A 24,159-nucleotide genomic window follows, 5' to 3' on the forward strand; every position below is an offset into this window, starting at 1 on the left:
TGTGGGGTGCGTCATCGCGGCAGGCGTCAGGGGCTGCCTTCCGCTTCAAGCGTAAGTTTTAGGGTGGGTTTTCAGGGCCAATTGAGCACGCTGTCAATGCGACCGCGTGACGCGTCGTTTCGTTTTTTCTCAACCACGTGCATCGGAAAGGAGGTCACGCACTTACTCGGTCTTTGCTGGCGGGACGATTTCATCACAGGGGGCCTAGCCTGTTTTCGATGGAATATCTCCAGGAGACATTGCATGAGAAACGAGCACCTGTATCTGTGCGCCGCCGTAGCCCTCGCGCTCGCGGGACTACCTGCCATAGCGGCCGCGCAATCATCCACGGCGCAGAACGCGGCGCTGGCGGACGTCAATACCGCGGAAGCGCCGCGGGTCACCCAGACGATCAACAACAAGGTCGTGTCGCCCCTGCAGCGTAGCCACGTTGCCGCGGTGGACAGCGTCAAGCCCACGCAGAGCGTGGCCGATAGCCAGCCCATGAACCACATGCACCTTGTGCTTCAGCGCAGTGCATTGCGGCAGTCCGCCTTGGATGCCTTAATCACGGCCCAGCACGATCCCAGCTCGCCCAAGTTCCACCAGTGGGTCACGCCGGAACAGTTCGGCGAGAAGTTTGGCGTCAGCGACGCCGACATTGCGGCAACCACCGCATGGCTGCAGTCGCAGGGCTTCAAGGTCAACGGCGTCTATCCGAACAAGATGCAGATCGACTTCAGCGGCAACGCGGGCCTGGTCAAGCAGGCATTCCACACCCAGCTCAATCACTATGCCCTGGGCAAGGCAAGCCACATCGCCAATGCCACCGACATCAGCGTTCCGTCGGCCTTGAAGAATGTGGTCGTAGGCGTTGCCGGCATCAACGACATCCACCCGCAGCCGCAGCATGTGGCGACCAAGGTGTCGCAATACGACGCTTCCACGCACAAGTTCATGATCAAGGAACCCGCTGGCTCCACGCCTGCCACGGTGAACCCGCAGGCGATTGGCTTCACCAACGGCGCGCGTGGCCTCGTACCCTATGACATGGCCAAGATCTACGGCGTCGATCAGCTGCGCAGCAGCGGACTGACCGGCACGGGCATCACGCTTGCCGTGGTCGAGGATAACTCGATGGTGCCTGCGGACTGGACGAACTTCGTCAGCCAGTTCAGCCTCGGCAGTTTTGGTGGCACATTCACGCAGTTCCAGCCGCAGGCCACCGGCTTCACCAACTGCATTGATCCCACCATTAACTTCCCCGGCGAGGATGATGGCGAGACCTTGCTCGATGCGGAATGGTCGACGGCGATGGCACCCGGCGCCAACATCTGGGTGGCCAGCTGCGATGATTCCAATTCCAACAACTTCTTCGGTGGCGTCTTCACCGCGGCGACGAACCTGATCAACGGGGCGAACCGGCCCAACATCATCAGTGCGAGCTATGGCTACGGCGAAGGCTACACCGACGCCGCCAGCAAGACGGCCATCGACCTGATGTGGGCGCAGGCGGATGCCGAGGGTATTTCGGTGTTCGTATCGAGCGGCGACTCGGGTTCCAACCCCAGCTTCAACGGCTTCATCATCAACGGCGTCGGCATTGACGCGAACGCGTTCGGTACCTCGCCGAACGACACCGTCGTCGGCGGTACCGACACCGCGGATGTGCTCGATGGCACCACCAAGAAGTACTTCGCCTCAACCTACAACGCGGTCTATGGCTCCGCGCTGTCGTACGTGCCGGAGATCCCCTGGAACCAGTCGTGCGGCAACGAAGTGGCCGCCAAGTCGCTGGGCTTCGCCAGCTCGCTGGCGTTCTGCAAGGAATACATCAAGCTCGATCCCAACGGCTATTACCTCACCTCCGAGGCGGGCAGTGGCGGTCCTTCATCCGTCGACAGCAAGCCGGCATGGCAGCGACAGGTACACAATGCGGCCAAGGACCAGTCGCGTGACGTGCCTGACGTGTCGCTGTTCGCGGGCTCTTACGGTGGCGATACCTGGGTTATCGTCTGCACGTATTACTATCCCTGCCAGCCGGGCTTCCCTGGACTGATTGCCCTCAGCGGTGGCACCTCGCTTTCATCCCCGATGTTCGCGGGCATCCAGGCCTTGATCGACCAGGGCCTGGCGGCCAAGGGGCTGTCGCCGAACCAGGGCAATGCGGCGCCGACGCTGTATGCGCTGGCTGCTGACGAGTATGGCGGCGCCAAGGGCGCACCGCCCGCCAGCCTCGCTGCCTGCAGTGCCGACAACGGCACCAAGGGGACCGGCAAGTGCGTGTTCCACAACATCACGCGTGGAAGCATCGCCACCCAGTGCATCCAGCAACTGCCCGCGGTGGTCACGCCGGACTGCTATTTCTACGGCAACCTGCCCAATTCGTACTTTGGACCGCTCCAGGTTGGTCTGACCTCGACCAATATCAACAAGTACAACGCCAACACTGAGGCCTATGCCGCCGAGGCTGGCTGGAGCTTCGCCTCCGGTCTTGGCTCGGTCAACGCAAACAACCTGTTCAATGCGTGGAAGGCGTTCGTCAACGTGCAGTAATCGAAGAGCCGTGTGTCCTCGGCGGTCGTGAAGGCCGCCGGGGATTCTTCCGGACGCGCGGTTCAATAGATCGACGGATAGCCTTCAGGCCGCGTCTTGAAACGCTTGTGTACCCATAGGTACTGCTCGGGCGCAGCGCGCACCATCGCCTCGATGCAGACGTTGACGCGGGCCGTGTCGTCCAGCACGTCGGCGCTCGGGAAATGTTCCAGTGGCGCATCGAGTCGCAAGGCGTAGCCGGCGTTGCCGGGTAGACGACGATGGTGGAAGGGAATCACCACGGCGCCTGACATGCGCGCGAGATGATGGGTGGCGGTAATGGTTGCCGCCGGCACGCCGAAGAACGGCACGAACGCATTGTCCTTGCTGCGCATGTCCTGATCGGGTGCGTACCAGAGCGTGCCGCCGCTGCGCAGGTGCTTCACGGTGCCGCGGATATCGTCCTTGTCGAACATCGCCTCGGCGTAGTCGAGGCGCGCGCGCAGCACGGCCCATTCGAACACGCGCGAATCCATCTTGCGGTACATGCCCGAGATGCGGATGCGTTGCGAGACCAGCCGCGCGCACAGTTCCAGGTGCGAGAAGTGGCCGCCTACCAGCAGGACGCCCTTGCCTTGCGCGCGGGCGGCTGCGAGATGCTCGAGCCCTTCGATGGTGATCGGCACGCGCGAGATCGCGCGTTCGCTACCCATCCAGCCGAGCGCGAACTCCATCATCATCAGGCCGATATCGCGAAGGTGCGCGTTCACCAGCGCCGCTTGTTCGGCCTTGGAAAGCTCGGGGAAGCACAGGGCGATATTCGCCTCGGCGATGTGCCGGCGCGGCGAAGGCACGCGTTGCACCAGTGCGCCCAGCAGTCGGCCGAGGCCCATCAGTAGCGGACGGGGCAGGTGGGCAATGGTCCAGATCGCGCCGACGCCCAGCCACGCTGGCCATTGCAGCGGTGCGAGCAGGGAACGGGTAAACGGGGGGCGGGGCATGCCTGGCATCGCCGGCATTGTAAGGAACAACCCAAAACGTGGCGAGCAAGGCGCGTGATGCGGGATGCCTGACCCATCGCGACAGTCGGGCCGTCGTGCCGAGCCGATATACTGGCGCACCGGATTCCAGGGCTTCCCGTTGCGCTTCTTCTATACCCTCGTCATGTACCTGGTGACGCCACTGATCATGCTGCGCCTGTTGAAGCGCGGCGTGCGCTACGGTGATTACCACAAGCGTTGGCCGGAACGCTTCGGTTTCTTTGACGGGGCACGCGTCAGGGAGAGCCTGTGGGTGCATGCGGTATCCGTGGGCGAAGTGAACGCTGCCGAGCCCTTGATCAAGGCCCTGCGCGGGCGCTACCCGGACGCACCGCTGGTCGTCACCACCGTGACCCCCACCGGCTCCGAGCGGGTTCGCCAGCTGTTTGGCGACAGCGTGTTCCACGTCTACCTGCCGTACGACCTGCCGTTCGCGGTGACGCGCTTCCTGCGTCATGTGCGACCGCGCATGGCCATCATCGTGGAAACCGAAATCTGGCCGAATCTCTACCTGACCTGCCGGCGGCGTGGCATTCCCTTGATGATCGCCAACGCGCGCCTGTCGGAACGCTCCCTGCGGGGCTACCGGCCGATGGGCAGCCTGGTGCGTCGGGCGCTGCGCTGCGTGCGGCTGATTGCCGCACAGTCGCGCACGGATGCGGAGCGTTATCGCCTGCTCGGCGCCGACCCTGACAAAGTCGTCGTGACGGGCAACATGAAGTTCGACATGCCCGTGCCTTACGACGCCGAACGCCAAGGCCAGGAGCTGCGCCTGCAATGGGGGCAGCTTCGCCCCGCATGGATTGCCGGCAGCACGCACGAAGTTGAAGAGCTGCAGGTGCTCGAGGCACATCTTGAGGTGCTCAAGCGTTTGCCCGATGCCCTCTTGCTGATCGCGCCGCGCCATCCGGAACGTTTCAAGCTGGTCGAAAGCGCCGCCCGTAGCCTGGGCCTGAGCGTCGGCACGCGCAGTGCCGACCAGGTTCCATCCACGGCGCACCAGGTGTTCGTGATCGATGCGATGGGCGAATTGATGCCCTTCTATGCCGCAGCCGATCTCGCGTTTGTTGGCGGCAGCCTCGTGCCCATCGGTGGCCACAACGTGCTCGAGCCGGCAGCGCTGGCCACGCCGGTGCTGGTGGGTCCACATACGTTCAACTTCCAGGAAATCACCCTGACCCTGATCCAGGAAGGCGGCGCCGCACGCGTCGGCAGCGTCGAGGAGCTGGCATCGGAAGTCGTGCGACTGCTGGGTGATGCAGCAGGGCTTGAGCGCATGGGCGCGGCGGCGCGGACGGTGTTCGACAGCGAGCGCGGGGCCGTGAAGCGGGTGATAGGAATGATCGACGACCTGCTGCGGGAATAACTGCCCCATCATTCCTTGCAGAAACAACAAGGCCGGGACATGCCCGGCCTTGTTGTTTTGAAGTGCGACGCTTTTGCTGCGTTACTGCAGCATCGCGTTGACCATCTCCATATCCTTCAGGTCGATGGAACCGGCGGCTTCCTTGAGCTGCAGCTGGTCGAGCACCAGCGCGTGGCGCGACTGCGAATAGCTGTTCTCGGCCTCGGTGAGGGTCTGGATCGCGTTGAGCACGTTCAGCATGGTCTGCGTGCCGACGTCGAAGCCGGCGCGGGTGGCTTCGAGTGCCTTCTGGCCCGATTCCACCGAGGCCTTGTTCGCTTCCACCTGGCTGATACCGGCGATCACCGAGCGATAGAAGTTCAGCGTGTTGCGAACGACCTGGCGGCGCGTGGACTCCAGCGAGTCCTGGGCTTCGTCACGCTGGTAGATCGACTGTCGAACGCGCGATTGCGTAGCGCCGCCCGAGAAGATCGGAACGTTCACGGTAAGACCAATCGTGGTGCCGTAGTTGCCGTTCAAGCGATTGCCGCTGAGGTCGGCGTAGCTGCCGTTTTCCAGCCAGGACGTGGTCTTGCCGCGCGTGACGGTCGCATTCAAGGTCGGCAGATGGCCGGCGCGCGCCGCGTTGATGCTGTGCTCGGCCGATTCGACCGAATACTGGCTGGCCTGGATGGTGGCATTCGAGGTCAGCGCCGCCTTCACCCATGCGTCCGGATCGGCCGGGGTGGGCGGGGTCAGCGGCAGGTCCTCGCGCAGCTTCTTCAGCTCGCCAGCCGGCTTGCCGGTGATCTGGGTGAGCGCTTCGCGGGCATCGTTGAGCGTGTTCTGCGCAGCGATCGTCTGTGCCTTGGCCAGTTCGTAGTTCGACTTGGCCTGGTAGACGTCGGTAACCGCGGAGAGACCCACCTTGAAGCGCTGGTCCGCCTGTTCGTAGGCTTCCTTGAAGGCGTCCTCGTTGGCCTTGGCGAAAATCAGCGCATCCTGACTGGTCAGCACGCCGAAGTAAGCCGTCGTGACGCGCACATACAAGTCCTGCAACGCCGCCTGATAGGTGGCGTCTTGCGAGGAAGCGCTCGAGCGGGCCGCCGACAGGTTGGCCCACTGGCTGAGATCGACGACGGATTGATTCAGGGTGGCGGAAAGCTGGCGCGAACGCGAATGGTCGGAACCTGCCAGGACGCCGTTCGTTGCGGCCGAGCCAGCCGGCTGCTGGTTGAGCGAGTAGGCGCCATTGAGCTGGGGCAGCATCAGGGCGCGGGCCTGGGTGACGCCTTCGCCGACGGCCAGACGTGTGGCATCCGCTTGTGACAGCACCGGGTCATTGGCGCGTGCTTCTCGGTATGCATCCAGCAAGTCCTCGCTGTGGCCGGCCAGCGGGAGCGCCGACAGGGCCAGGGCGAGGGTCAGAAGCTTCAAGCGCATGGGTTGCCTCATGTATGGGAACGGGATCAGCAGATTCAGAATACGAAGCGGCGCGGTGGCTCCGCGTGCTTCAGGTACGGCAGATCGGTTTCGAACAGCACTTCTTCGCGGTAGCGGCCGTTGCCCTCGTGGGTCAGCAGCAGCACCTGCTGCACCGGCGATTCGCCACGCACCACCAGCAAACGGCCGCCAGGCTTGAGCCACGACAGGAAGCGCTGCGGAATCTGGTACACGGCACCGGTCACCACCAGCGCGTCGAACAAGCCGTCGGGATGCCATGCCGTGATGGCTTCGCCCACCTCCAGCTTTACATTGGCAATGCCTGCATGGGCAAGGCGCTCGCTGGCGGCGGCAATGAAATCGGCGTGGATGTCCAGGCTGGTGACGCCAGCCGAGAGCTTGGCCAGGCAGGCAGTCAGAAAGCCCGAACCCGTGCCGATCTCCAGTACCTGGTCGGTCGGCGTCAGTTCCAGCGCCTGCAGCACGCGGCCTTCGACCACCGGCTTCATCATCACTTCGTCGTGGCCGAGCGGCAGGCACAGGTCGGCGAACGCCAGCTTGCGATGCTCGGCAGCGACGAAATCCTCGCGGCGCACGCTGCTGAGTACCTCGAGCACGCGCCCATCGAGCACCTCCCAGGGGCGCACCTGGTTTTCCACCATGTTCTGTCGCGCCTGTTCGAAGTTCATCGCCATCTTGCTGACATCCTATGCGGATCGAAAAAAAGGCTAAAAAGGATAAGCGCTTAGCCATCTTCCGACAATGTGCAAAGCCTGCGGCCTGGCCCAGTGGCTACGAAGTGCCGGAAGTCATCGCGCCGGGTTGACGGAAGTCATGCGTGGCGCGGTGTCCGCGGACACTATGCGCTTCGACGATGTCGTTGCGAGGTCACTTCAAGCATACCGGCGGGCAGCCTTTGCAGCGCATCTTGCACGGCCTGATGCAAGGACGCGTCAAGATGCCGGATGCGACCCTCAGGCGAAGCCACGCCACGGCTACGGGCAGCCACGGCGAGCCAGGCCAGCCAGCGCGCCAAACGGCTACGCTCGGTGGCATCCAGGCCTACCAGAGCGGCACGCACGGCAAACGCTCCCTGGCGCGCGCCGAGCTCGCCACGCTCAAGCCAGGTGGCAAGCGTGCGCTGGGCATGGCGATATACCTTGCTGAGGGAAAGTTCTGCGATAGTGGTGGACATAAGGTAAGCCGTGTATCGTGGCCGTGGAAAATAACTAAACCGTCGCGTATACTAAACCGGCGTTATCCATTTGTGAAGCCAGTCAAGAAGGTGTTGCCATGAGCACGATCCCGCAAACCAAGCCTCAGGGACCCGGTCGTCCCAAGGACATGGAAAAGCGTGCGGCGATCCTCGAGGCAGCCAAGGCCCTGTTTATCCGCAACGCCTTTGCTGGCACCAGCATGGATGCGGTGGCCGCCGAGGCGGGCGTGTCCAAACTCACGGTCTACAGTCATTTCGGCGACAAGGACAACCTGTTCCGCGAAGTCATCCGCGCGCGCATCCAGGACCTGATGCCGGAAGATACCTACCAGTACGACCCGGGCGAGGATGTCCGCGAGACGCTGGAGCGCATTGCCTTGCACCACGTCCGGCTGGATTGCGACGTGCAGAACGTGGGTACCTTCCGCGCCATCCTCAGCGACTGCCGCCAGGGCAACCCCCGCTACGGCAAGCTGCTGTGGGAGGAAGGCCCGGACCGCACGCACGGTCTGATGAAACGTCTGCTGCAACAGGCCGTTGACGACGGCAAGCTGGATATCCCCAATGTGGGCCGTGCCGCCGGCCAGTTCATCTCGCTGATCAAGGGCGAGATGTTGCTCCGCCGCATGTTCGGCTGCGAGGAATGCGCCTTTTCCTACGCCGCCGAGCTGGAACAGACCGCTCGCGATGGCGTGGACATGTTCCTGCGCGCTTACCTGAAGCGCTGAATTCCCCCATTCATGACGTCGTTGACGGCTGCTTGCGGCGGCCAAGCTCGCGGCAAACCCCGCTTCGTGCTCAAATAGCGCCTTGGAAGCGGGGGTGCCGGCGGCAGTCGGCTGAGAGAGTCCCTTCGAACCTGATGCGGCTAGTACCGCTGTAGGGAGCTTCGCCGCACGACCACCATCGTGCGACCGGCGCCATCGCTTCGTTGCCTGTCTGCGAATCCTTTCGCAACAACCCGCACTCCCCTGTGCGGACTCCTCAACAAAGCGCGTCCCTCCGTGGACATTGCTAGCACCGGACGAATGCTGATGAACGCTCTGCCCACCGACCTCGCGCGCGCCGCGCAGGAACTCTCCGAAGCCGTGACGCGCCCGATTCCGGGTTCGCGCAAGATCCATGTGCAGGGCAGCCGTCCAGACCTGCGCGTGCCGCTGCGCGAAATCGAGCAGGCGCAGACGCCGACGCTGTTTGGTGGCGAAGTGAACCCGCCGATCACCGTGTACGACACCTCGGGCCCGTACACCGACCCTGACTACCAGGTGGATCTCGCTGCCGGCCTGCCGGCCTTGCGCGCGGCCTGGATCGCCGAGCGCGGCGACACCGAGCAGCTGGACGGCCTCAGCTCGGCCTTTGGCCGCCAGCGCGCCGTCGACGCCAAGCTCGACGCGTTCCGCTTCACGGCGACCCGTGCACCGCGTCGTGCCAAGGCCGGCGCCAACGTGACCCAGATGCATTACGCGCGCCGCGGCATCATCACGCCGGAGATGGAATACATCGCTATCCGCGAGAACCAGAAGATCGAGGCGCTGCGCGACAGCGCCTTGCTCAACCAGCATCCTGGCCAGTCGTTTGGCGCCGCCTTGCCCAAGCTGATCACGCCGGAATTCGTGCGTGACGAAGTGGCCCGTGGTCGCGCCATCATTCCGGCCAATATCAATCACCCGGAAAGCGAGCCGATGATCATCGGCCGCAACTTCCTTACCAAGATCAACGCGAATATCGGCAACTCCGCCGTGTCGTCGGGCATCGCCGAGGAAGTGGAGAAGCTGGTGTGGTCGATCCGCTGGGGCGGCGACACCGTGATGGATCTTTCCACCGGCAAGCACATCCACGAGACGCGCGAGTGGATCATCCGCAACTCGCCGGTGCCGATCGGCACCGTGCCGATCTACCAGGCGCTGGAAAAAGTCGATGGCGTGGCGGAGAACCTGACCTGGGAAATCTTCCGCGACACCTTGATCGAGCAGGCCGAGCAGGGCGTGGATTACTTCACCATCCATGCCGGCGTGCTGCTGCGCTTCGTGCCGCTCACCGCCAAGCGCGTGACCGGCATTGTGTCGCGCGGCGGTTCGATCATGGCCAAGTGGTGCCTGGCGCATCACAAGGAAAACTTCCTCTACACGCACTTCGAAGACATCTGCGAGATCATGAAGGCGTATGACGTGTCCTTCAGCCTCGGCGATGGCCTGCGTCCGGGCTGCATTGCCGACGCCAACGACGCGGCGCAGTTTGGTGAGCTCGACACGCTGGGCGAGCTGACCCAGATTGCCTGGAAGCACGATGTGCAGGTGATGATCGAGGGCCCCGGCCACGTGCCGATGCACCTGATCAAGGAGAACATGGAGCGCCAGCTGGAGAAGTGCGCCGAGGCGCCGTTCTATACGCTCGGGCCGCTGACCACCGACATCGCCCCGGGCTACGACCACATCACCAGCGCCATCGGCGCGGCGATGATCGGCTGGTTCGGTACGGCCATGCTCTGCTACGTCACGCCGAAGGAACACCTGGGCCTGCCGAACAAGCAGGACGTGCGCGACGGCATCATCGCCTACAAGATCGCCGCCCACGCGGCCGATCTGGCCAAGGGTCATCCGGGCGCGCAGGTGCGTGACAACGCGCTCAGCAAGGCGCGTTTCGAGTTCCGCTGGGACGACCAGTTCAACCTCGGCCTGGATCCGGAGAAGGCCAAGGAATTCCACGACGAGACCTTGCCGAAGGATGCGCACAAGAGCGCCCACTTCTGCTCGATGTGCGGTCCGAAATTCTGCTCGATGAAGATCACCCAGGACGTGCGCGACTACGCCGCCGAGCACGGCACCGGCGAGATCGAGGCGCTGGAAGAGGGCATGGCGGAGAAGTCGGCCGAATTCCTCGCCCAGGGCGCCGAGGTCTACCACAAGGCTTGATGCCGTAACGACCAGCGGGTTGGACTAGCAAGCCGTGCGCCCTAGTGGCGCGCGGCTTTTTTTCATCCGCGTTTCGCGCGCGGCACCGTATGGTGCTGGCCGTGGCGGCGTCGTGCCCGTGCATGGTCAAAGGAATGCTCGCCTGGCGCGAGGATCCTGCGGAGGATCTTGCGGCGAGGCCCGCCGTGATGGGCAGGCGCCGAGGGCATCGGTCAGCCAAGTCGGGATATCAGCGTTATAGGCAGAACGTGGCCTCTAGGAGTCGCCCATGTCGACGCCGGACAATCTTGGTCGGTCCAGTCATCTGATGCTGCGCGCGGTGCTGGTGGCGGTCGCCATCGGCGTGCTGGTCGCGTGCGCGTTGATGTGGTGGTGGGTCAGGGCGCCGGATATCTACGATCCAGCCGCTGACCTCTCCAGCCATGCGCAACAGGCGCTGTCGCTGGCCTGAGCGCGACGGGCCGTCTCGCGACGAGCGGACACAAAAAAAGCGCGCCGCCTGGTGGCGACGCGCCTTTTCAACCGTGATCAATCAAGTCCGATCCATTCGGGCTGATCAGCCTTTCTTGTCAGCCTGGTAGCGGTCGATCCCGGCCAGGATTTCGGCCTTGGCCTCGTCGGCGCCGACCCAGCCCTCGACCTTGACCCACTTGCCCTTCTCGAGATCCTTGTAGTGCTCGAAGAAGTGGCCGATGCGCTCCAGCCAGTGGCCGGAAACGGAACCGATGTCCTTGATGTGGGCGTAGCCGGCGAAGATCTTCTCCACCGGAACCACCACCAGCTTCTCGTCGCTGCCGGCCTCGTCGGTCATCTTGAGCATGCCGACCGGATGGCAGCGGATCACCGCGCCCGGCACCAGCGGCAGCGGCAGGATCACCAGCGCGTCCAGCGGGTCGCCGTCGCCGCCCAGGGTGCCCGGCACATAGCCGTAGTTGCACGGGTAGCGCATCGGCGTGGACAGGATGCGGTCGACGAAGATCGCGCCGCTTTCCTTCTCCACCTCGTACTTGACGGGCTCGGCGTCCTTGGGGATTTCGATGATGACGTTGATTTCGTCCGGAACCTTGCGGCCGGCGGAAACGAGGTGCAGACCCATGGGGGTGTCCTTAGGCTTGGTCAAAAACAAAGACCTGAAAGCATACGGCAAAAGGTGGTGCATCGCAGCAGCCGGCGGGTGCGACGAGTCAGGTGCGGTTGGCTGTTCGGTGGGATGGGGGGGCGGGCGCGTCGGAATGCGTTCGGCTGGGCCGTTTTTCAGGGCTTGAAGGGCCGCTCCCGCAGCCATTTGGTGGCGATCCACTTGTCGCCGCGGGTCACCGGCAGGCCCGCATGCAGCGAGGCCTCGTCGCCCGTCTCATAGGCGAAATAGACGGCCGAACCACGCAGGGCGGTGACCGTGAGCCCCAGCGCCGGAAACGACGTGCCACCACCTTCCTCGGGCGTGTTGAGATACATCACCACGCTGGCGATGCGCTGGCCGCCCCGGGCCGTGATGGCCTCGAAGCCGGGCTGGCTGGGGTCGAACCAGTCGTAGTGCGGCTCGTATTCCTGGCCGGGCAGATAGTGCAGGATCTGCAACCCCTCACCGTGATCGGTGGGCATGTCCAGCAAGCTGGCGATGCGCTGCTCGATGCGCCGGACCAGCGGCGTCTCGCCATTGCGAAAGAACATGCCCTGGCTGGTGCGTCGTTCGTCCGTCTGGTGGCGGCCATCCACATCGACCGTCAGTGAACGTTGCAGGCGCGGCTTGGCTTGGGCGATCAGCTCATCGCATTCATCCAGGGAAAGCAGCCCTTCCAGCACGCGGATGGCTGGTGCGTCCACGCTGAGCGCCACGCGAACGGTCTGCCCGTCAATCACCTGTTGCGGTGCGGCCGGGTGACGGCTGCGCCGTCCATCGCTCCGCTGGTCGATGGCGGTGAGCACGCTCAGGGGAATGTTCAGTACGTGCGCGACCATGCGCCTGGCCAGCGGCACGGCATAGCCGGCCTCCTTCATGAGACGCACCACCTCGTGCGGGCCGTGCCCAGCGAGGGTGGTAGCGTTTATCCATTCGCGCAGCTCGGGGCGGATCTTCGGGTCACTCATCACGAAAGCATAAGCCAAGCCCGTCGCGCCGATCCAACGTGTCCGTCAGCTGGAGCGGCGCATGTTGTCGAGCAGGCTATCAGTGAGCCCAGAGGCGTCGATCCACATCGGCGCGGCGCCAGTGAGCGGTTTGTTGAGCGCCCCAGGATCATTGCCACTACCGCGCGCAGCGTCCAGGCCATACAACGCGAGCCGTGCCGGGGCTACCGATGGTTCGCCGGAACGCCAGCGGGCTGCATCTTCTCGACGCGGCGGACGCGCGCGCACGTGGAGATACACGCTGCCTGCCAGCGCGCCCGTCAGTGTGGCGATGGCAATCCAGAACGAAGCGCTGCTCTGGTGCGGTGTGGTGGTGACGGCGCTAGGGACGGCCTGGATGGCCGGTGTAGCGGCGTCGCGCGTCGCCGCCCGAGGTGTGCCGGATGCCGGCGCCGGGTTCGGCGTGCTGGGAGCCGATGGCGCTAGCGGGCTCGCCGCCGTGGGCCCGCCGGTTGCTGGCTCGCTTGCGCGATCGTATGCGACCGCCGATGAGCTCGATGAGACGGCTTCCATGCTTGATGCTTGGTCAGGATCCGTCGACTCCGGAGCCGCGACCGGTGCGTTGTCCGGCGTGCCGAGCAGACTGTTCAACTCCGAACTCAGGCCGCGCAAGACGTTCCCGCGCTCCTCGAGCTGGGCTTGCGCGGCCGCGGTGATGGCGGCGACGTTCTCACGCTGTCGATCGATCGCCGCGAGTTGCGCGCGTTGGCGATCCAAGAGCGACGCCTGCGCCGCCAATGCCTGCCGCTGTTGCTGCACGAGTGCGGTGATGCGGCGGGTCTCCTCGTCCAGTCGTGCGTTCATGGCCGCTAGCGTGTTTGCGGTGACGCGTGGGGCAGGTTTCGCCGACTTCGTTGGCGCGGGCAGCGCGTCCGCCGTTGCATCAGCGTTCGCCTCTTTCGGCGCGGGCTTCACCGGCATTTTCAGCTGGAACGTCCGCGAGGCTTTGCCATAGGGACTTTCCACCATCATCCATACCGTCAACCGACTGGCCTCGACGGGCGCTGTGCTGGTGAGACGCACAAAATGCTGGCCACTTTCGTAACGACGTATCTCGTGGGAGAAGCCAAGCGCATGATCCTCGCCGCTCCCCGTGGCGTCGGTGATGGAACCGGTCGCGATCGTCTTGAGCTGGCTGGACTCGCCCTTGCCTTCCATCACCAGGGGGACATCGATCACGACGATCTGGCCGCGATAGGAACGCACGCGGGCCTGGCCGAGATCGGCAGCGGGCAGCGGACCGGATAGCAGGGCCGACACGGCGGTCGCCATGCAGATCGCGGGGACTTTATTCATGGTTCCTGTCCTTGGGACTCGACGCGTGTCGCCGGGGAGGGCGTTTCGCGTAGCACCGCGCTGGCCCGGCGGGACGACGTCGCCTGGCTGCGGCTCCCGGGAGAGCGGCATGGCCACCATCCCGCCCGGGAATCCTAACGGCTGGAACTTATTTCACGTGTTCCCAAATGTAAGTGTAGGCCAGTGCATTCATGTAGGCGGATTGCTTGTTGTCAGCAGCGGCGCCATGGCCACCCTCGATGTTCTCGTAGAAGCTGGTGTCGTGGCCCAGGCCTTGCAGCTTCGCGTACATCTTGCGGGCGTGGACCGGGCCCACGCGATCGTCGCGCGTGGACGTGGTGAACAACACCGGCGGATACGGCTGGCCCGCCTTCGCGTTCGCGTACGGCGAGAAGGTCTTGATCCACGACCATTCGGCCGGCTTGTCCGGATCACCATACTCGGCAATCCACGAGGCGCCGGCCGATAGGTGGGTGTAGCGCTGCATGTCGAGCAGGGCCACCTGGCTGACGATGGCACCGTACAGTTGCGGGTACTGCGTGAGCATATTGCCCATCAGCAAGCCGCCATTGCTGCCGCCCATGGCGCCCAGGTGCTGCGGCGAGGTGATTTTCCGGGCGAACAGATCTTCGGATACGGCAGCGAAATCCTCGTAGGCACGCAGGCGGTTCGCCTTCAGCGCGGCCTTGTGCCAGCGCGGGCCGTACTCGCCGCCGCCACGGATATTGGCGATGACGTAGACGCCGCCCTTCTCCAGCCAGGCACGGCCCACGTTGCCGCTGTAGTTCGGCTGCAGCGAGATCTCGAAGCCGCCGTAGCCGTACTGCAGGGTCGGGTTGCTGCCGTCGGCCTTGAGGTTCTTCGGGGCAATCTCGAAGTAGGGCACGCGGGTGCCGTCCTTGGAGGTGGCGAAGTGCTGGCTGACCTCATAGCGCGAGGCATCGAAGAAACTGGGGCTGTGCTTGATGGCCTGTGCTTCGCCCTGGCCGAGCGTGCCGTAGTACAGCGTGGTGGGTTGCAGGAAGCCCGTGACGGTGAGGAAGTAGTCGTCGCCGTGGTCCTCATCCACCGCGCCCGCGGCGATGGTGGAAAGCCTGGGTGCGCCGCCAAGGCTTTCGCGTTTCCACTCGCCGGCCTGGGGTGTGAGCACTTCCAGCTTGTTCACCACGTTGTCCATCACATTGAGGATCAACTGGTGGCGTGTCCACGAATAGCCGTCCAAAGCCGTGTTGTCGGTAGGCTCGAACAGTACGGTGAGCTCACGCTTGCCGGCCATGTAGTCGTCGAAGCGCGCCGCCAGCAACGAGCCGGATTTGTAGGTCTTGCTGCCGACCTTCCAGTCGTTGCGTGGCTCGATCAGCAGCCATTCGCGATGCACGTCGGTGTTGGCGTCGGTCGGTACGTCGATCTTGCTGAGCTTGCCGTCCTTGCCGCGAACGAAGGTCTCGCTGTCGTAAAACGCAATCTGCCTAACCACGAAATCGCGTTCGAAGCCGGGCGTGTTGTCGCGAGCTGCCGACACGCTCATGTCATCGCTGCGGGCTTCGTACACGGTGGTGGCGCTGGACAACGGCGTGCCGCGCTTCCATTCCTTGACGATGCGCGGATAGCTGGACGTGGTCATCGAGCCGGGGCCGAAGTCGGTGGCGACGTAGAGGTGATCCTGGTCCATCCAGGCAACACGGCTCTTGGCCTCGGGCAAGGCGAAGCCACCCTGGACGAACTGTTTGCCGGGCAGGTCGAACTCGCGTACCACGTCGGCATCCGCGCCGCCGCGTGACAGCGAGATCAGGCAGCGCTGGTAAGCAGGCTTCAAGCACTGGGCGCCGTGCCATACCCAGTTTTCGTTCTCGGTCTGCGCCAATGCGTCCAGATCGATCACGGTTTCCCAGGCTGGCTGGTCCTTGCGGTACTCGTCCAGCGTGGTGCGGCGCCACAGGCCCTTGGGGTGATCCTTGTCGCGCCAGAAGTTGTAGTAGTGGTCGCCGATCTTGCTCACCATCGGGATGCGCTCATTGGAATCGAGCACTTCGAGCAGGCGCGCATCGAGTTGCTTGAACTCGGCGCTGTCGGCGTATTTCTTCACCGTCTCGGCGTTCTGCTGTTTGACCCAGTCGAGCTGCTTGGCCCCGTCGATACTTTCCAGCCAAAGGTTGGGATCATTGCTTGCCGGCGCAGCCGGCATGGTTTTGTCAGTTGCGTGCGTCATGCCGCCTAGTGTGAGGCCCAGCGCCAGTGCCAGCCAGAGTGAGGTCTTGGGTGTCATGGAGGTTCCTTTCTCCTGCTCCCTCTCCCCCTTGGGGAGAGGGCTGGGGTGAGCCCCTAAAAGGGGGTAAAGGGCGGGTGCTTGGGGGATGCTGGCTAGAGGCGAGCTCTTGGCGGCGACTAGCGCTGCAAAAGCAGGACCGAGGCCAGCGTAACCCCTCACCCCAACCCTCTCCCCGAAGGGGAGAGGGGGCAAACGTGCCGTGCGGGTTCGCCCGATGACTGATGAGGCAACCGGGCGCCCTGTGGTTAGAGCAGAGGTATCAGTAACAGGGCCACGATATTGATGATCTTGATCAGCGGATTCACCGCCGGTCCGGCCGTGTCCTTGTACGGATCGCCCACGGTGTCGCCGGTGACGGCGGCCTTGTGTGCTTCCGAACCCTTGCCGCCGAAGTGGTCGTCCTCGATGTACTTCTTCGCGTTGTCCCACGCACCGCCGCCGGTGGTCATGGAAATGGCGACAAAAAGGCCGGTGACGATGGTGCCGATCAACACGCCGCCAAGCGCCTGTGCACCGGCTTCCACGCCACCGAGCCACTTGAAGCCGAACAGCACCAGGACCGGCACCAGCACGGGCAGCAACGAAGGCACCAGCATTTCCTTGATTGCCGACTTCGTCAGCATGTCCACCGCACGCGAGTAATCCGGCTTGGCGGTGCCCTGCATGATGCCGGGGATATCGCGGAACTGGCGGCGCACTTCCTCCACCACCGCACCTGCGGCGCGGCCCACGGCTTCCATCGCCATCGCGCCAAACAGATACGGGATCAGGCCGCCGATCAGCAGGCCGATGATCACGTAGTGGTTGGAGAGATCGAAGCGGAAATCGCTGACGTTGAGATGCTGGTTGAGGTTATGCGTGTAGTCCGCAAACAGCACCAGCGCAGCAAGTCCGGCGGAGCCGATCGCGTAACCCTTGGTCACCGCCTTGGTGGTGTTGCCGACCGCGTCGAGCGGATCGGTGATGCCGCGCACTTCCGGCGGCAGGTCGGCCATTTCGGCGATGCCGCCCGCGTTGTCGGTGATCGGGCCGTAGGCATCCAGCGCCACGATCATGCCGGTCATGCTGAGCATGGCGGTTGCGGCGATGGCGATACCGTAGAGGCCGGCCAGTGAAAAGGAGCCCCAGATCGCTGCACACACGGCGAGCACCGGCAACGCGGTGGACTTCATCGAGACGCCGAGGCCGGCGATGATATTGGTGCCGTGACCGGTGGTGGATGCCTTGGCGACGTGCTGCACCGGGCCGTATTCGGTGGCGGTGTAGTACTCGGTGATCACCACCATGGCGCCAGTCAACACCAGGCCGATCAGGGCGCAGCCGTAGACGTGACCTACGCCGTAGGCCGAATCGGCCATCAGGTGGTTGGTGATCGGCCAGAACGCGATGGCGGCGAGTACCGCCGAAACGGCTACGCCGGCATACAGCGCATTCATGATCTTGGGACCGCGGGCCTTCACGAAGAAGGTGCCGATCACCGAGGCCACGATGGAAGCGCCACCCAGCAGCAGCGGGAACAGCACGCCATTGCTGCCGGTCTGCTCGGCCATCACGCCGCCCAGCAGCATGGTGGCGATCAAGGTCACCGCGTAGGTTTCGAACAGATCGGCGGCCATGCCGGCGCAGTCGCCCACATTGTCGCCCACGTTGTCGGCGATGACCGCCGGGTTGCGCGGGTCGTCCTCCGGAATGCCGGCTTCCACCTTGCCGACCAGGTCGGCGCCCACGTCCGCACCCTTGGTGAAGATGCCGCCGCCCAGGCGCGCGAAGATCGAAATCAGCGAGGAGCCGAAGGCCAGTCCGACCAGGGCATGCAAGGCATGCATGGTCTCGTAGCCCATCTGGCGCAGCATCAGGTAGTAGCCGGTGACGCCGAGCAGGGCCAGGCCGACCACCAGCATGCCGGTGATGGCGCCGCCGCGAAACGCCACGTTCAGTGCCGCGGCCAGCCCGTTGCGGGCCGCTTCGGCGGTGCGCACGTTGGCACGCACCGAAACGTTCATGCCGATGTAGCCGGTAGCGCCGGAGAGGATGGCACCGATCGCAAAACCAATGGCGGTCCCCCAGTCCAGCGCGAAACCAATGATCAGAAACAGCACGACACCCACGCCGCCAATGGTGGTGTATTGGCGATTGAGATACGCCTTTGCACCCTCCTGGATCGCCGCGGCGATCTCCTGCATGCGCTCATTACCCGGTGATTGCGCCAGGACCCAGCGCACCGAGAGCGCGCCATACAGAACTGCCAAGACCGCACATGCCAGCACGATCCACAAGCCAAACTGCTGCAGCATCGGAGCCTCCCCATGAGTGGTAATACCTACATCGGGACCGCCTCCGGCAGCCCGACACGGCGACCGCCCTGTGCGGGCGGTCCTGGGGAGTATAGGCAGAGGTTGACGACAGTCGTGTTGTGCGTCGCAGCGCATGGCGGGCTGCGGTCACAAAATGGGCGATACCTCACGGCATCGCCCCCCGGACGGCCGACGCAGCGCTCAGCGGATGGCGACGTCCAGGATCATGTTGTCGCCGATCGACACGAGCACGTAGCTGCGGTCGTCACGCACCCAGCGGTAACCATACGGCGGCGGAGCCAGGCGGTAATCGACGTAGTCGTTCACGATATACATCGGCCCGTCATAGCGGACGCCACGTTCCCAGTGGCGCGGACCGGCGTAGTAGCGATCGGCACGGTCATAGCGGACGCCGTAATAGCGGCGGTCGTCCCGATGGTGGTCCCAATCGCCGCCACCACGACGGTAGTCGCGGTCGTAGCCGCCACGGCGGTCGTCGCGATCGCGGTGGTCATCGCGATCATGGTGTTCGGCGTATCCATGCCCGCGGTCGTGTCCTTGGTCGTCGTGGTCGTGATCGGCCAGGACGGCGCCACTGCTCACGAGCAGGGACAGGGCTACGAGTACGCTGGAAAGGGCCTTCATGGGATCCTCCTCGGTTGGCCAGCCGACGCCGCAGGCGTTGGTCAGGCAATGCCATCGTAGGAATCCGTATCTGAACGCCGAGGGTGATTTCCTGCGAAGGACGTGAGAGCTTTCAGCGATCGCTCATTCACGCGCGATGCATCCGCGTGATGGCGTGGGTTTGGGGGCTGCCGGTGGTTCGTGCACGGAGGAGGGGGCGATGTTCCTGCGGGTGATGGCTGGGTTCGTCTTGCTTGCCGCGCTGCTCTACGGCGCGCTCTGCCTATGGCTGTACCTGGGGCAGCGTCAGCTGGTCTATCACCCCGAGGCGACGTGGCTGGTCAGGCAGCGACCGGACTTCGCGCTGAGCCGCGATGGCGTCACCTTGCATGGATGGGTGATGAATCCGGGGCAGCAGCGGGCGTTGCTGTACTTCGGTGGCAACGCCGAGCGTGTCGAGGACGCTCGCGTCGAGTTGGCGTCGTGGTTTCCCGAGCGGACCATTTACCTGCTGCCTTATCGCGGCTATGGCGCCAGCGAAGGCGTGCCGACCGAATCAGCACTGGTCGCGGATGCGGTCGCCTTGTTTGATCAGGTGACGCCACGGCATGTGTCGGTTGCGGTGATCGGCCGAAGTCTGGGCAGCGGCGTGGCGGTCCAGTTGGCGGCACAGCGGCCGGTCGAGCGGCAGGTGCTGGTGACGCCGTTCGACAGCCTGGTGCGGGTGGCCGCGTCTTACTACCCATGGGTGCCGGTGAACGCCCTGCTGCGCGAACGCTTTGAATCGTGGCGCCACGTGGCTGCCATTCATGCCCCGGTCTTGCTGATACGCGCCGGGCAGGACGAAATCATTCCGGCCGAGCGCACGACGGCGCTCGCCGCCGCCTTCCCCGTGGCGCCCGCACAACAGGTCGTCGTCGATGCGGGCCATAACACGATCCAGGACTACGCGGATTACCGCGCGAGCATGACCCGCTTTCTCACGCCTTGAACGAGGGCAGCTTGCGCGGGAGGGCTTCGTTCCTGAGCGTCACGTATTTCGGCAGGCCGTCCTTGCCGTACGGCAACGCGGCTTCGCCCTGGATCAACGGGGCGAGATAGCGTCGCGCTGCCGCCGTAATGCCGAAGCCGTCGCGGGTGAGAAAGCTTGCCGGCATTTTCTTCTCGCGATTGGCGATCTTCAGCAACGGTGCGGCTTCGATTTTCCAGCGGTAGGGCGCGTCACTGCTGCGCACGATCACCGGCATCACGGCATTCATGCCGGCCAGTGCGTAGTCGACGGCGGCCTTGCCAACCGCGTAGGCCTGATCGGCGTCGGTCTTCGAGGCGAGGTGGCGAGCCGAGCGCTGCAGGTAATCGGGCAGGGCCCAGTGATACTTGTAGCCCAGTTTTTCCTTCACCAGGGCGGCCAGCACCGGCGCCACACCGCCCAGTTGGCTGTGGCCAAACGCATCGCGCGTGCCGGCTTCCGCGAGGAACTGGCCTTGCGCATTGCGGATGCCTTCGGAGGCGACCACGGTGCACCAGCCCACGCGTTCCACCGTGGCCTTCACCTTGGCCAGGAAGGCGGCCTCGTCGAACACGCGTTCGGGGAACAGGATGAGATGCGGGGGCGCGTCGGCGCCTTCGCCGGCGAGGCCGGCGGCGGCGGCGATCCAGCCGGCATGGCGGCCCATCACTTCCACGATAAAGACCTTGGTCGACGTATCGGCCATCGAGGCGACGTCGAGGCTGGCTTCCAGCGTGGACACCGCCGTGTATTTCGCCACCGAACCGAAGCCCGGGCAGCAGTCGGTCACGGCCAGATCGTTGTCCACCGTCTTGGGCACGCCGATGCAGCGAATGTCGTAGCCCATGGCCTTGCCGAGCTGGGAGATCTTCAGTGCCGTATCGGCGGAGTCGTTGCCGCCGTTGTAGAGAAACCAGCGGATGTCATGGGCCCGGAAAACATCGATCAGGCGTTCGTACTCGGCCCGGTTCGCGTCCAGCGACTTCAGCTTGTAGCGGCACGAGCCGAACGCGCCGCCCGGTGTATGGCGCAGCGCGGTGATGGCGGCCCTGGATTCCTTCGAGGTATCGATCAGGTCCTCGCGCAGCGCACCGAGGATGCCGTTGCGCGCCGCATAGACCTTCACGCCCTTGGCGCGCGCGGCCTCGATCACGCCAGCGGCCGTGGCATTGATCACGGCGGTGACGCCGCCGGACTGGGCATACAGCAGGCGACCCGAGGGTTGGGATGTCAACTTTGTCATGGGCGTATCAGTCCGGTAGGGCGAGGTTGCCTCGCGCATCAAACACGAAGAACGGGTTGAAAGCGAACTCCCACAAATGGCCGTCCGGATCCGCGACATAACCGGAATAGCCGCCCCAGAAGACCGCCTGCGGCGACTTGATGGCCGTGGCGCCTGCGTTGACCGCGGCGTTGAACCATTGATCCACCTCGGCCTTCGAGCTGGCATTGCGTGCGATCGAGATCGCGGCGAATCCGCTGGGCCGGTCTTCGAGCTGCGCATCGTCAGCCAGCGCCTGGCGTCCATACAGGGCCAGGACGCCCGCGCCACCTTTCAGAAAGACGATGCCTTCATTGCTGGCGGACGACGCCTTCCAGCCCAGGGCTTCGTAAAACCGTCGTGAGCGTGCCAGGTCGCTCACGCCTAGCGTCACGATATGAATCCGGGGAATTGACATGGCAGATCCTTTCGTCGGTCGGCATTTCGGGCCTGTCGTCGGCCGTCGATGCGTGCATCGTGGCCATCGTGTGCCGTCAAGTATCCGTTTTGTAACAATGACTTGCCGCGATATGTCGGCGATGCTCGTTTGACGGAACAGCCCGCAGAAGCTAATTTGCAGGCCACTATGTTGAATCCGATGGGCGCCGCAGCGTGCGGTGGCTCGTGGATACCTTGGAGCATTATGCGACTCGTCCTACTCGGTCCGCCCGGCTCGGGCAAAGGCACCCAGGCCGCGCGGCTGAAGGTGGAACTCGGCGTACCGCACATCTCGACCGGCGACATGCTTCGCGCGGCGGTGGCGGCTGGTACGCCGCAGGGCCTGAAAGCCAAGGAAGTGATGAACGCCGGCAAGCTGGTGTCCGACGACATCCTGCTCGGCATGCTGGAAGAGCGTCTTGCCCAGGACGACGTCAAGAACGGCTTCATCCTCGACGGCTATCCGCGCAACCTGGCCCAGGCCGACGCGCTGGATCATCTGCTGGCCAAGATCGGCCAGCCGCTGGATGCCGTGGTGAAGCTCGACGTGCCGAACGAAGTGATCATCGGCCGCTGCGAGATCCGCTTCAAGGCGGAACACCGCCATGACGACGATCCGGAAGTGGTACGCGATCGCCTGCATATCTACGCCGAGCAGACCGCACCGGTGGCGGATTTCTTCGCCCGCCGCGGCAAGCTGCAGGTGGTCGACGGCGTGGGTGAGCTCGACGAGGTCACCTCTCGCGTCAAGCGCGCGCTGTCCAGCAAATCGGCCGCCATCGGTTGAGGTTCCGGGCCGCCGCAGGGCGGCCCGATGTTTTTCGGGGCGGGTCATCGCTTCGCCGCCCCCAGGTTCCAGCGAACAGGTTACTCATGCGTCTGCATATCCTCGGCATCTGCGGCACCTTCATGGGCGGCGTCGCCGCGCTGGCACGTGAGCTGGAACTCACCGTCGAAGGCTCCGACGCCAACGTCTATCCCCCCATGAGCACCCAGCTGGAGTCGCTTGGCATCCGCTTGATGGACGGCTACCGGGCCGACTACCTCAAGCCAGCCCCGGACCTTGTCGTGGTCGGCAACGCGATGACGCGTGGCAACCCGGCGGTCGAATACATGCTCGACGCGCAGCTGCGCTACATCTCCGGCCCGCAATGGCTGGGCGACACCTTGCTGCAGGGACGCGAAGTGCTGGCCGTGGCCGGCACGCATGGCAAGACCACCACCACCAGCCTGCTGGCGCACCTGCTGGAAACGGCGGGCATGGCACCGGGATTTCTCATCGGCGGCGTGCCCGGCAATTTCGATGTCTCCGCCCGCGTCGGCAGCGGCAAGCCGTTCGTGATCGAAGCGGACGAGTACGACAGTGCCTTCTTCGACAAGCGCTCGAAGTTCGTGCACTACCGTCCGCGCATCGCGATCCTCAACAATCTCGAATACGACCACGCGGATATTTTCCCGGACGTGGCTGCGATCCAGCGGCAGTTCCATCACCTGGTGCGCACGGTGCCGGGCAATGGCCGGCTGATCGTCAACGCACACGACCAGCATTTGTCCGAAGTCCTGGCGATGGGCTGCTGGACGCCGGTGGAAACCTTCGGCATTGGCAAGGGTGACTGGCAGGCGGACTTGCTCGCCGCCGATGGCTCGGCATTCTCGGTGCGCCACAACGGCGAGTTGATCGGCGAAGTGCGCTGGTCCTTGCTGGGCAACCACAGCGTAATGAATGCGCTCGCCGCATTGGCTGCCGCGACGGCGGCCGGCGCGGATCCGCGCACCTTGCTGCCGGCCTTCGCGAGCTTCGACAGCGTCAAGCGACGGATGGAAGTAGTGGGCGAGGTGGGCGACGTGCGCGTCTACGACGACTTCGCCCATCACCCCACGGCCATCGCCACCACGCTGGCTGGTCTGCGCGCCAAGGTGGGTGCATCGCGCATCCTGGTGGCGCTGGAACCACGCTCCAATTCGATGCGCCTGGGTGCCCACGCAGAGGCACTGGCCCCTTCACTGGCCGACGCCGATGCGGTGGTGTTCCTGCATCGCCCGGAGCTGGCGTGGGACGCCGGTCGCGTCACCGCCGCCTTGCATGGCCGCGGCAGCACGGTGCCTACGGTGGATGCGCTGATTAGCGCGCTGCATGGCCAGGCGCGCCCAGGCGACCACGTGGTGTTCATGTCCAATGGCGGTTTCGAAGGCGCACCCAGGCGCTTCGTGGAAGCGCTCAAGGCATAGCGGTCTTCGCCTTAGCTTCCTCTCCCCTCCGGGGAGAGGACTGAGGTGAGGGGCGGGTGCTCGCCGGAACGGTGATGCGTGCTCGCTCGTTGCCTTGGCCTTGGCAACGTTCCCGCGAGCACCCGCCCCTCATCCCGGCCTT

At 64.5% G+C, this 24,159-nt stretch carries 20 protein-coding genes and 1 riboswitch; of the genes, 8 read left to right on the forward strand and 12 right to left on the reverse strand.

Annotated features, from left to right (window positions below; genetic code table 11):
* Positions 1-243 precede the first annotated feature (243 nt).
* Complete coding sequence (locus OUZ49_RS12560) at positions 244-2,535, forward strand: S53 family peptidase (protein WP_266150765.1); 2,292 nt, start codon at positions 244-246, stop codon at positions 2,533-2,535.
* A gap of 62 nt (positions 2,536-2,597) precedes the next feature.
* Here OUZ49_RS12560 and lpxL read toward each other — a convergent pair whose 3' ends face one another.
* Entirely contained in the window at positions 2,598-3,515 is a 918-nt protein-coding gene (gene lpxL / locus OUZ49_RS12565; protein ID WP_266150766.1) for an LpxL/LpxP family Kdo(2)-lipid IV(A) lauroyl/palmitoleoyl acyltransferase, read from the reverse strand.
* Between the two features lie 163 nt (positions 3,516-3,678).
* On the opposite strand from lpxL, the gene waaA reads away from it, so the two are divergent.
* Entirely contained in the window at positions 3,679-4,920 is a 1,242-nt protein-coding gene (waaA, locus tag OUZ49_RS12570) for a lipid IV(A) 3-deoxy-D-manno-octulosonic acid transferase (protein ID WP_266150813.1), read from the forward strand.
* A gap of 81 nt (positions 4,921-5,001) precedes the next feature.
* On the opposite strand, the gene OUZ49_RS12575 is transcribed toward waaA, so the two are convergent.
* The 3 genes from OUZ49_RS12575 to OUZ49_RS12585 all read right to left on the reverse strand — a co-directional run bounded on the left by OUZ49_RS12575 (position 5,002) and on the right by OUZ49_RS12585 (position 7,537).
* A complete protein-coding gene (locus OUZ49_RS12575) occupies positions 5,002-6,342 on the reverse strand; it encodes a TolC family outer membrane protein (RefSeq protein WP_266150767.1) in 1,341 nt (446 codons plus the stop codon).
* Between the two features lie 35 nt (positions 6,343-6,377).
* Positions 6,378-7,037: a protein-L-isoaspartate O-methyltransferase family protein gene (locus tag OUZ49_RS12580; RefSeq protein WP_266150768.1), complete on the reverse strand. Its 660-nt coding sequence runs from the start codon at positions 7,035-7,037 to the stop codon at positions 6,378-6,380.
* A gap of 164 nt (positions 7,038-7,201) precedes the next feature.
* Positions 7,202-7,537: a hypothetical protein gene (locus OUZ49_RS12585; protein WP_266150769.1), complete on the reverse strand. Its 336-nt coding sequence runs from the start codon at positions 7,535-7,537 to the stop codon at positions 7,202-7,204.
* A gap of 98 nt (positions 7,538-7,635) precedes the next feature.
* Here OUZ49_RS12585 and OUZ49_RS12590 point away from each other — a divergent pair, with 98 nt between their 5' ends.
* The 3 genes from OUZ49_RS12590 to OUZ49_RS12600 all read left to right on the forward strand — a co-directional run bounded on the left by OUZ49_RS12590 (position 7,636) and on the right by OUZ49_RS12600 (position 10,921).
* Positions 7,636-8,286, forward strand: a complete 651-nt coding sequence (locus tag OUZ49_RS12590; protein ID WP_266150770.1) for a TetR/AcrR family transcriptional regulator — start codon at positions 7,636-7,638, stop codon at positions 8,284-8,286.
* 80 nt (positions 8,287-8,366) lie between these two features.
* Positions 8,367-8,461, forward strand: a riboswitch (TPP riboswitch).
* A gap of 131 nt (positions 8,462-8,592) precedes the next feature.
* The gene (gene thiC, locus OUZ49_RS12595; RefSeq protein ID WP_266150772.1) at positions 8,593-10,470 is read left to right on the forward strand and encodes a phosphomethylpyrimidine synthase ThiC; all 1,878 of its coding nucleotides are present in this window, start codon (positions 8,593-8,595) and stop codon (positions 10,468-10,470) included.
* 268 nt (positions 10,471-10,738) lie between these two features.
* Positions 10,739-10,921 carry a hypothetical protein gene (locus OUZ49_RS12600; RefSeq protein WP_266150773.1) on the forward strand — a complete coding sequence of 61 codons (183 nt, stop codon included), beginning with the start codon at positions 10,739-10,741 and terminating at the stop codon, positions 10,919-10,921.
* 105 nt (positions 10,922-11,026) lie between these two features.
* Here the strand turns inward: OUZ49_RS12600 and ppa are convergent, their stop codons facing one another.
* From ppa to OUZ49_RS12630, 6 genes are all read right to left on the reverse strand, one after another.
* Complete coding sequence (gene ppa / locus OUZ49_RS12605; RefSeq protein ID WP_266150775.1) at positions 11,027-11,566, reverse strand: inorganic diphosphatase; 540 nt, start codon at positions 11,564-11,566, stop codon at positions 11,027-11,029.
* 158 nt (positions 11,567-11,724) lie between these two features.
* Positions 11,725-12,558: a 2OG-Fe(II) oxygenase gene (locus OUZ49_RS12610; RefSeq protein ID WP_266150776.1), complete on the reverse strand. Its 834-nt coding sequence runs from the start codon at positions 12,556-12,558 to the stop codon at positions 11,725-11,727.
* A gap of 45 nt (positions 12,559-12,603) precedes the next feature.
* The gene (locus tag OUZ49_RS12615) at positions 12,604-13,893 is read right to left on the reverse strand and encodes a FimV/HubP-related protein (protein ID WP_266150777.1); all 1,290 of its coding nucleotides are present in this window, start codon (positions 13,891-13,893) and stop codon (positions 12,604-12,606) included.
* Positions 13,894-14,041: 148 nt separating this feature from the next.
* Positions 14,042-16,159: a prolyl oligopeptidase family serine peptidase gene (locus OUZ49_RS12620; protein ID WP_380003776.1), complete on the reverse strand. Its 2,118-nt coding sequence runs from the start codon at positions 16,157-16,159 to the stop codon at positions 14,042-14,044.
* 248 nt (positions 16,160-16,407) lie between these two features.
* On the reverse strand, positions 16,408-18,456 hold the full coding sequence (locus OUZ49_RS12625; protein ID WP_266150778.1) for a sodium-translocating pyrophosphatase: 2,049 nt from the start codon (positions 18,454-18,456) through the stop codon (positions 16,408-16,410).
* 201 nt (positions 18,457-18,657) lie between these two features.
* Positions 18,658-19,101, reverse strand: a complete 444-nt coding sequence (locus OUZ49_RS12630; RefSeq protein ID WP_266150779.1) for an RcnB family protein — start codon at positions 19,099-19,101, stop codon at positions 18,658-18,660.
* Positions 19,102-19,300: 199 nt separating this feature from the next.
* On the opposite strand from OUZ49_RS12630, the gene OUZ49_RS12635 reads away from it, so the two are divergent.
* Positions 19,301-20,071: an alpha/beta hydrolase gene (locus tag OUZ49_RS12635; RefSeq protein WP_266150780.1), complete on the forward strand. Its 771-nt coding sequence runs from the start codon at positions 19,301-19,303 to the stop codon at positions 20,069-20,071.
* Here OUZ49_RS12635 and OUZ49_RS12640 read toward each other — a convergent pair.
* The gene (locus OUZ49_RS12640; protein WP_266150781.1) at positions 20,061-21,332 is read right to left on the reverse strand and encodes a 6-phosphofructokinase; all 1,272 of its coding nucleotides are present in this window, start codon (positions 21,330-21,332) and stop codon (positions 20,061-20,063) included. The genes OUZ49_RS12635 and OUZ49_RS12640 overlap by 11 nt on opposite strands.
* A 7-nt stretch (positions 21,333-21,339) precedes the next feature.
* Positions 21,340-21,768, reverse strand: a complete 429-nt coding sequence (locus OUZ49_RS12645; RefSeq protein ID WP_266150782.1) for a VOC family protein — start codon at positions 21,766-21,768, stop codon at positions 21,340-21,342.
* 225 nt (positions 21,769-21,993) lie between these two features.
* On the opposite strand from OUZ49_RS12645, the gene OUZ49_RS12650 reads away from it, so the two are divergent.
* Positions 21,994-22,575 carry an adenylate kinase gene (locus tag OUZ49_RS12650; RefSeq protein ID WP_266150783.1) on the forward strand — a complete coding sequence of 194 codons (582 nt, stop codon included), beginning with the start codon at positions 21,994-21,996 and terminating at the stop codon, positions 22,573-22,575.
* Positions 22,576-22,661: 86 nt separating this feature from the next.
* Positions 22,662-24,017 (forward strand): UDP-N-acetylmuramate:L-alanyl-gamma-D-glutamyl-meso-diaminopimelate ligase, encoded by a 1,356-nt coding sequence (gene mpl / locus OUZ49_RS12655; RefSeq protein ID WP_266150784.1) that lies wholly within the window; start codon positions 22,662-22,664, stop codon positions 24,015-24,017.
* The last annotated feature ends 142 nt before the right edge of the window (positions 24,018-24,159 follow it).

Origin of the sequence: Dyella halodurans (assembly GCF_026283925.1) — a bacterium.
GTDB lineage: Bacteria > Pseudomonadota > Gammaproteobacteria > Xanthomonadales > Rhodanobacteraceae > Dyella > Dyella halodurans.

Excerpts from the sequence above, each read along its gene's own strand:
- OUZ49_RS12625 (WP_266150778.1), bottom strand. The coding sequence starts at position 18,456 with ATGCTGCAGCAGTTTGGCTTGTGGATCGTGCTGGCATGTGCGGTCTTG.
- OUZ49_RS12590 (WP_266150770.1), top strand. The coding sequence starts at position 7,636 with ATGAGCACGATCCCGCAAACCAAGCCTCAGGGACCCGGTCGTCCCAAG.
- OUZ49_RS12600 (WP_266150773.1), top strand. The coding sequence starts at position 10,739 with ATGTCGACGCCGGACAATCTTGGTCGGTCCAGTCATCTGATGCTGCGC.
- OUZ49_RS12580 (WP_266150768.1), bottom strand. The coding sequence starts at position 7,037 with ATGGCGATGAACTTCGAACAGGCGCGACAGAACATGGTGGAAAACCAG.
- OUZ49_RS12650 (WP_266150783.1), top strand. The coding sequence starts at position 21,994 with ATGCGACTCGTCCTACTCGGTCCGCCCGGCTCGGGCAAAGGCACCCAG.
- OUZ49_RS12620 (WP_380003776.1), bottom strand. The coding sequence starts at position 16,159 with ATGACACCCAAGACCTCACTCTGGCTGGCACTGGCGCTGGGCCTCACA.
- OUZ49_RS12630 (WP_266150779.1), bottom strand. The coding sequence starts at position 19,101 with ATGAAGGCCCTTTCCAGCGTACTCGTAGCCCTGTCCCTGCTCGTGAGC.
- lpxL (WP_266150766.1), bottom strand. The coding sequence starts at position 3,515 with ATGCCCCGCCCCCCGTTTACCCGTTCCCTGCTCGCACCGCTGCAATGG.
- OUZ49_RS12560 (WP_266150765.1), top strand. The coding sequence starts at position 244 with ATGAGAAACGAGCACCTGTATCTGTGCGCCGCCGTAGCCCTCGCGCTC.
- OUZ49_RS12585 (WP_266150769.1), bottom strand. The coding sequence starts at position 7,537 with ATGTCCACCACTATCGCAGAACTTTCCCTCAGCAAGGTATATCGCCAT.
- OUZ49_RS12610 (WP_266150776.1), bottom strand. The coding sequence starts at position 12,558 with ATGAGTGACCCGAAGATCCGCCCCGAGCTGCGCGAATGGATAAACGCT.
- waaA (WP_266150813.1), top strand. The coding sequence starts at position 3,679 with ATGTACCTGGTGACGCCACTGATCATGCTGCGCCTGTTGAAGCGCGGC.
- OUZ49_RS12635 (WP_266150780.1), top strand. The coding sequence starts at position 19,301 with ATGTTCCTGCGGGTGATGGCTGGGTTCGTCTTGCTTGCCGCGCTGCTC.
- OUZ49_RS12640 (WP_266150781.1), bottom strand. The coding sequence starts at position 21,332 with ATGACAAAGTTGACATCCCAACCCTCGGGTCGCCTGCTGTATGCCCAG.
- OUZ49_RS12615 (WP_266150777.1), bottom strand. The coding sequence starts at position 13,893 with ATGAATAAAGTCCCCGCGATCTGCATGGCGACCGCCGTGTCGGCCCTG.
- mpl (WP_266150784.1), top strand. The coding sequence starts at position 22,662 with ATGCGTCTGCATATCCTCGGCATCTGCGGCACCTTCATGGGCGGCGTC.
- thiC (WP_266150772.1), top strand. The coding sequence starts at position 8,593 with ATGAACGCTCTGCCCACCGACCTCGCGCGCGCCGCGCAGGAACTCTCC.
- ppa (WP_266150775.1), bottom strand. The coding sequence starts at position 11,566 with ATGGGTCTGCACCTCGTTTCCGCCGGCCGCAAGGTTCCGGACGAAATC.
- OUZ49_RS12645 (WP_266150782.1), bottom strand. The coding sequence starts at position 21,768 with ATGTCAATTCCCCGGATTCATATCGTGACGCTAGGCGTGAGCGACCTG.
- OUZ49_RS12575 (WP_266150767.1), bottom strand. The coding sequence starts at position 6,342 with ATGCGCTTGAAGCTTCTGACCCTCGCCCTGGCCCTGTCGGCGCTCCCG.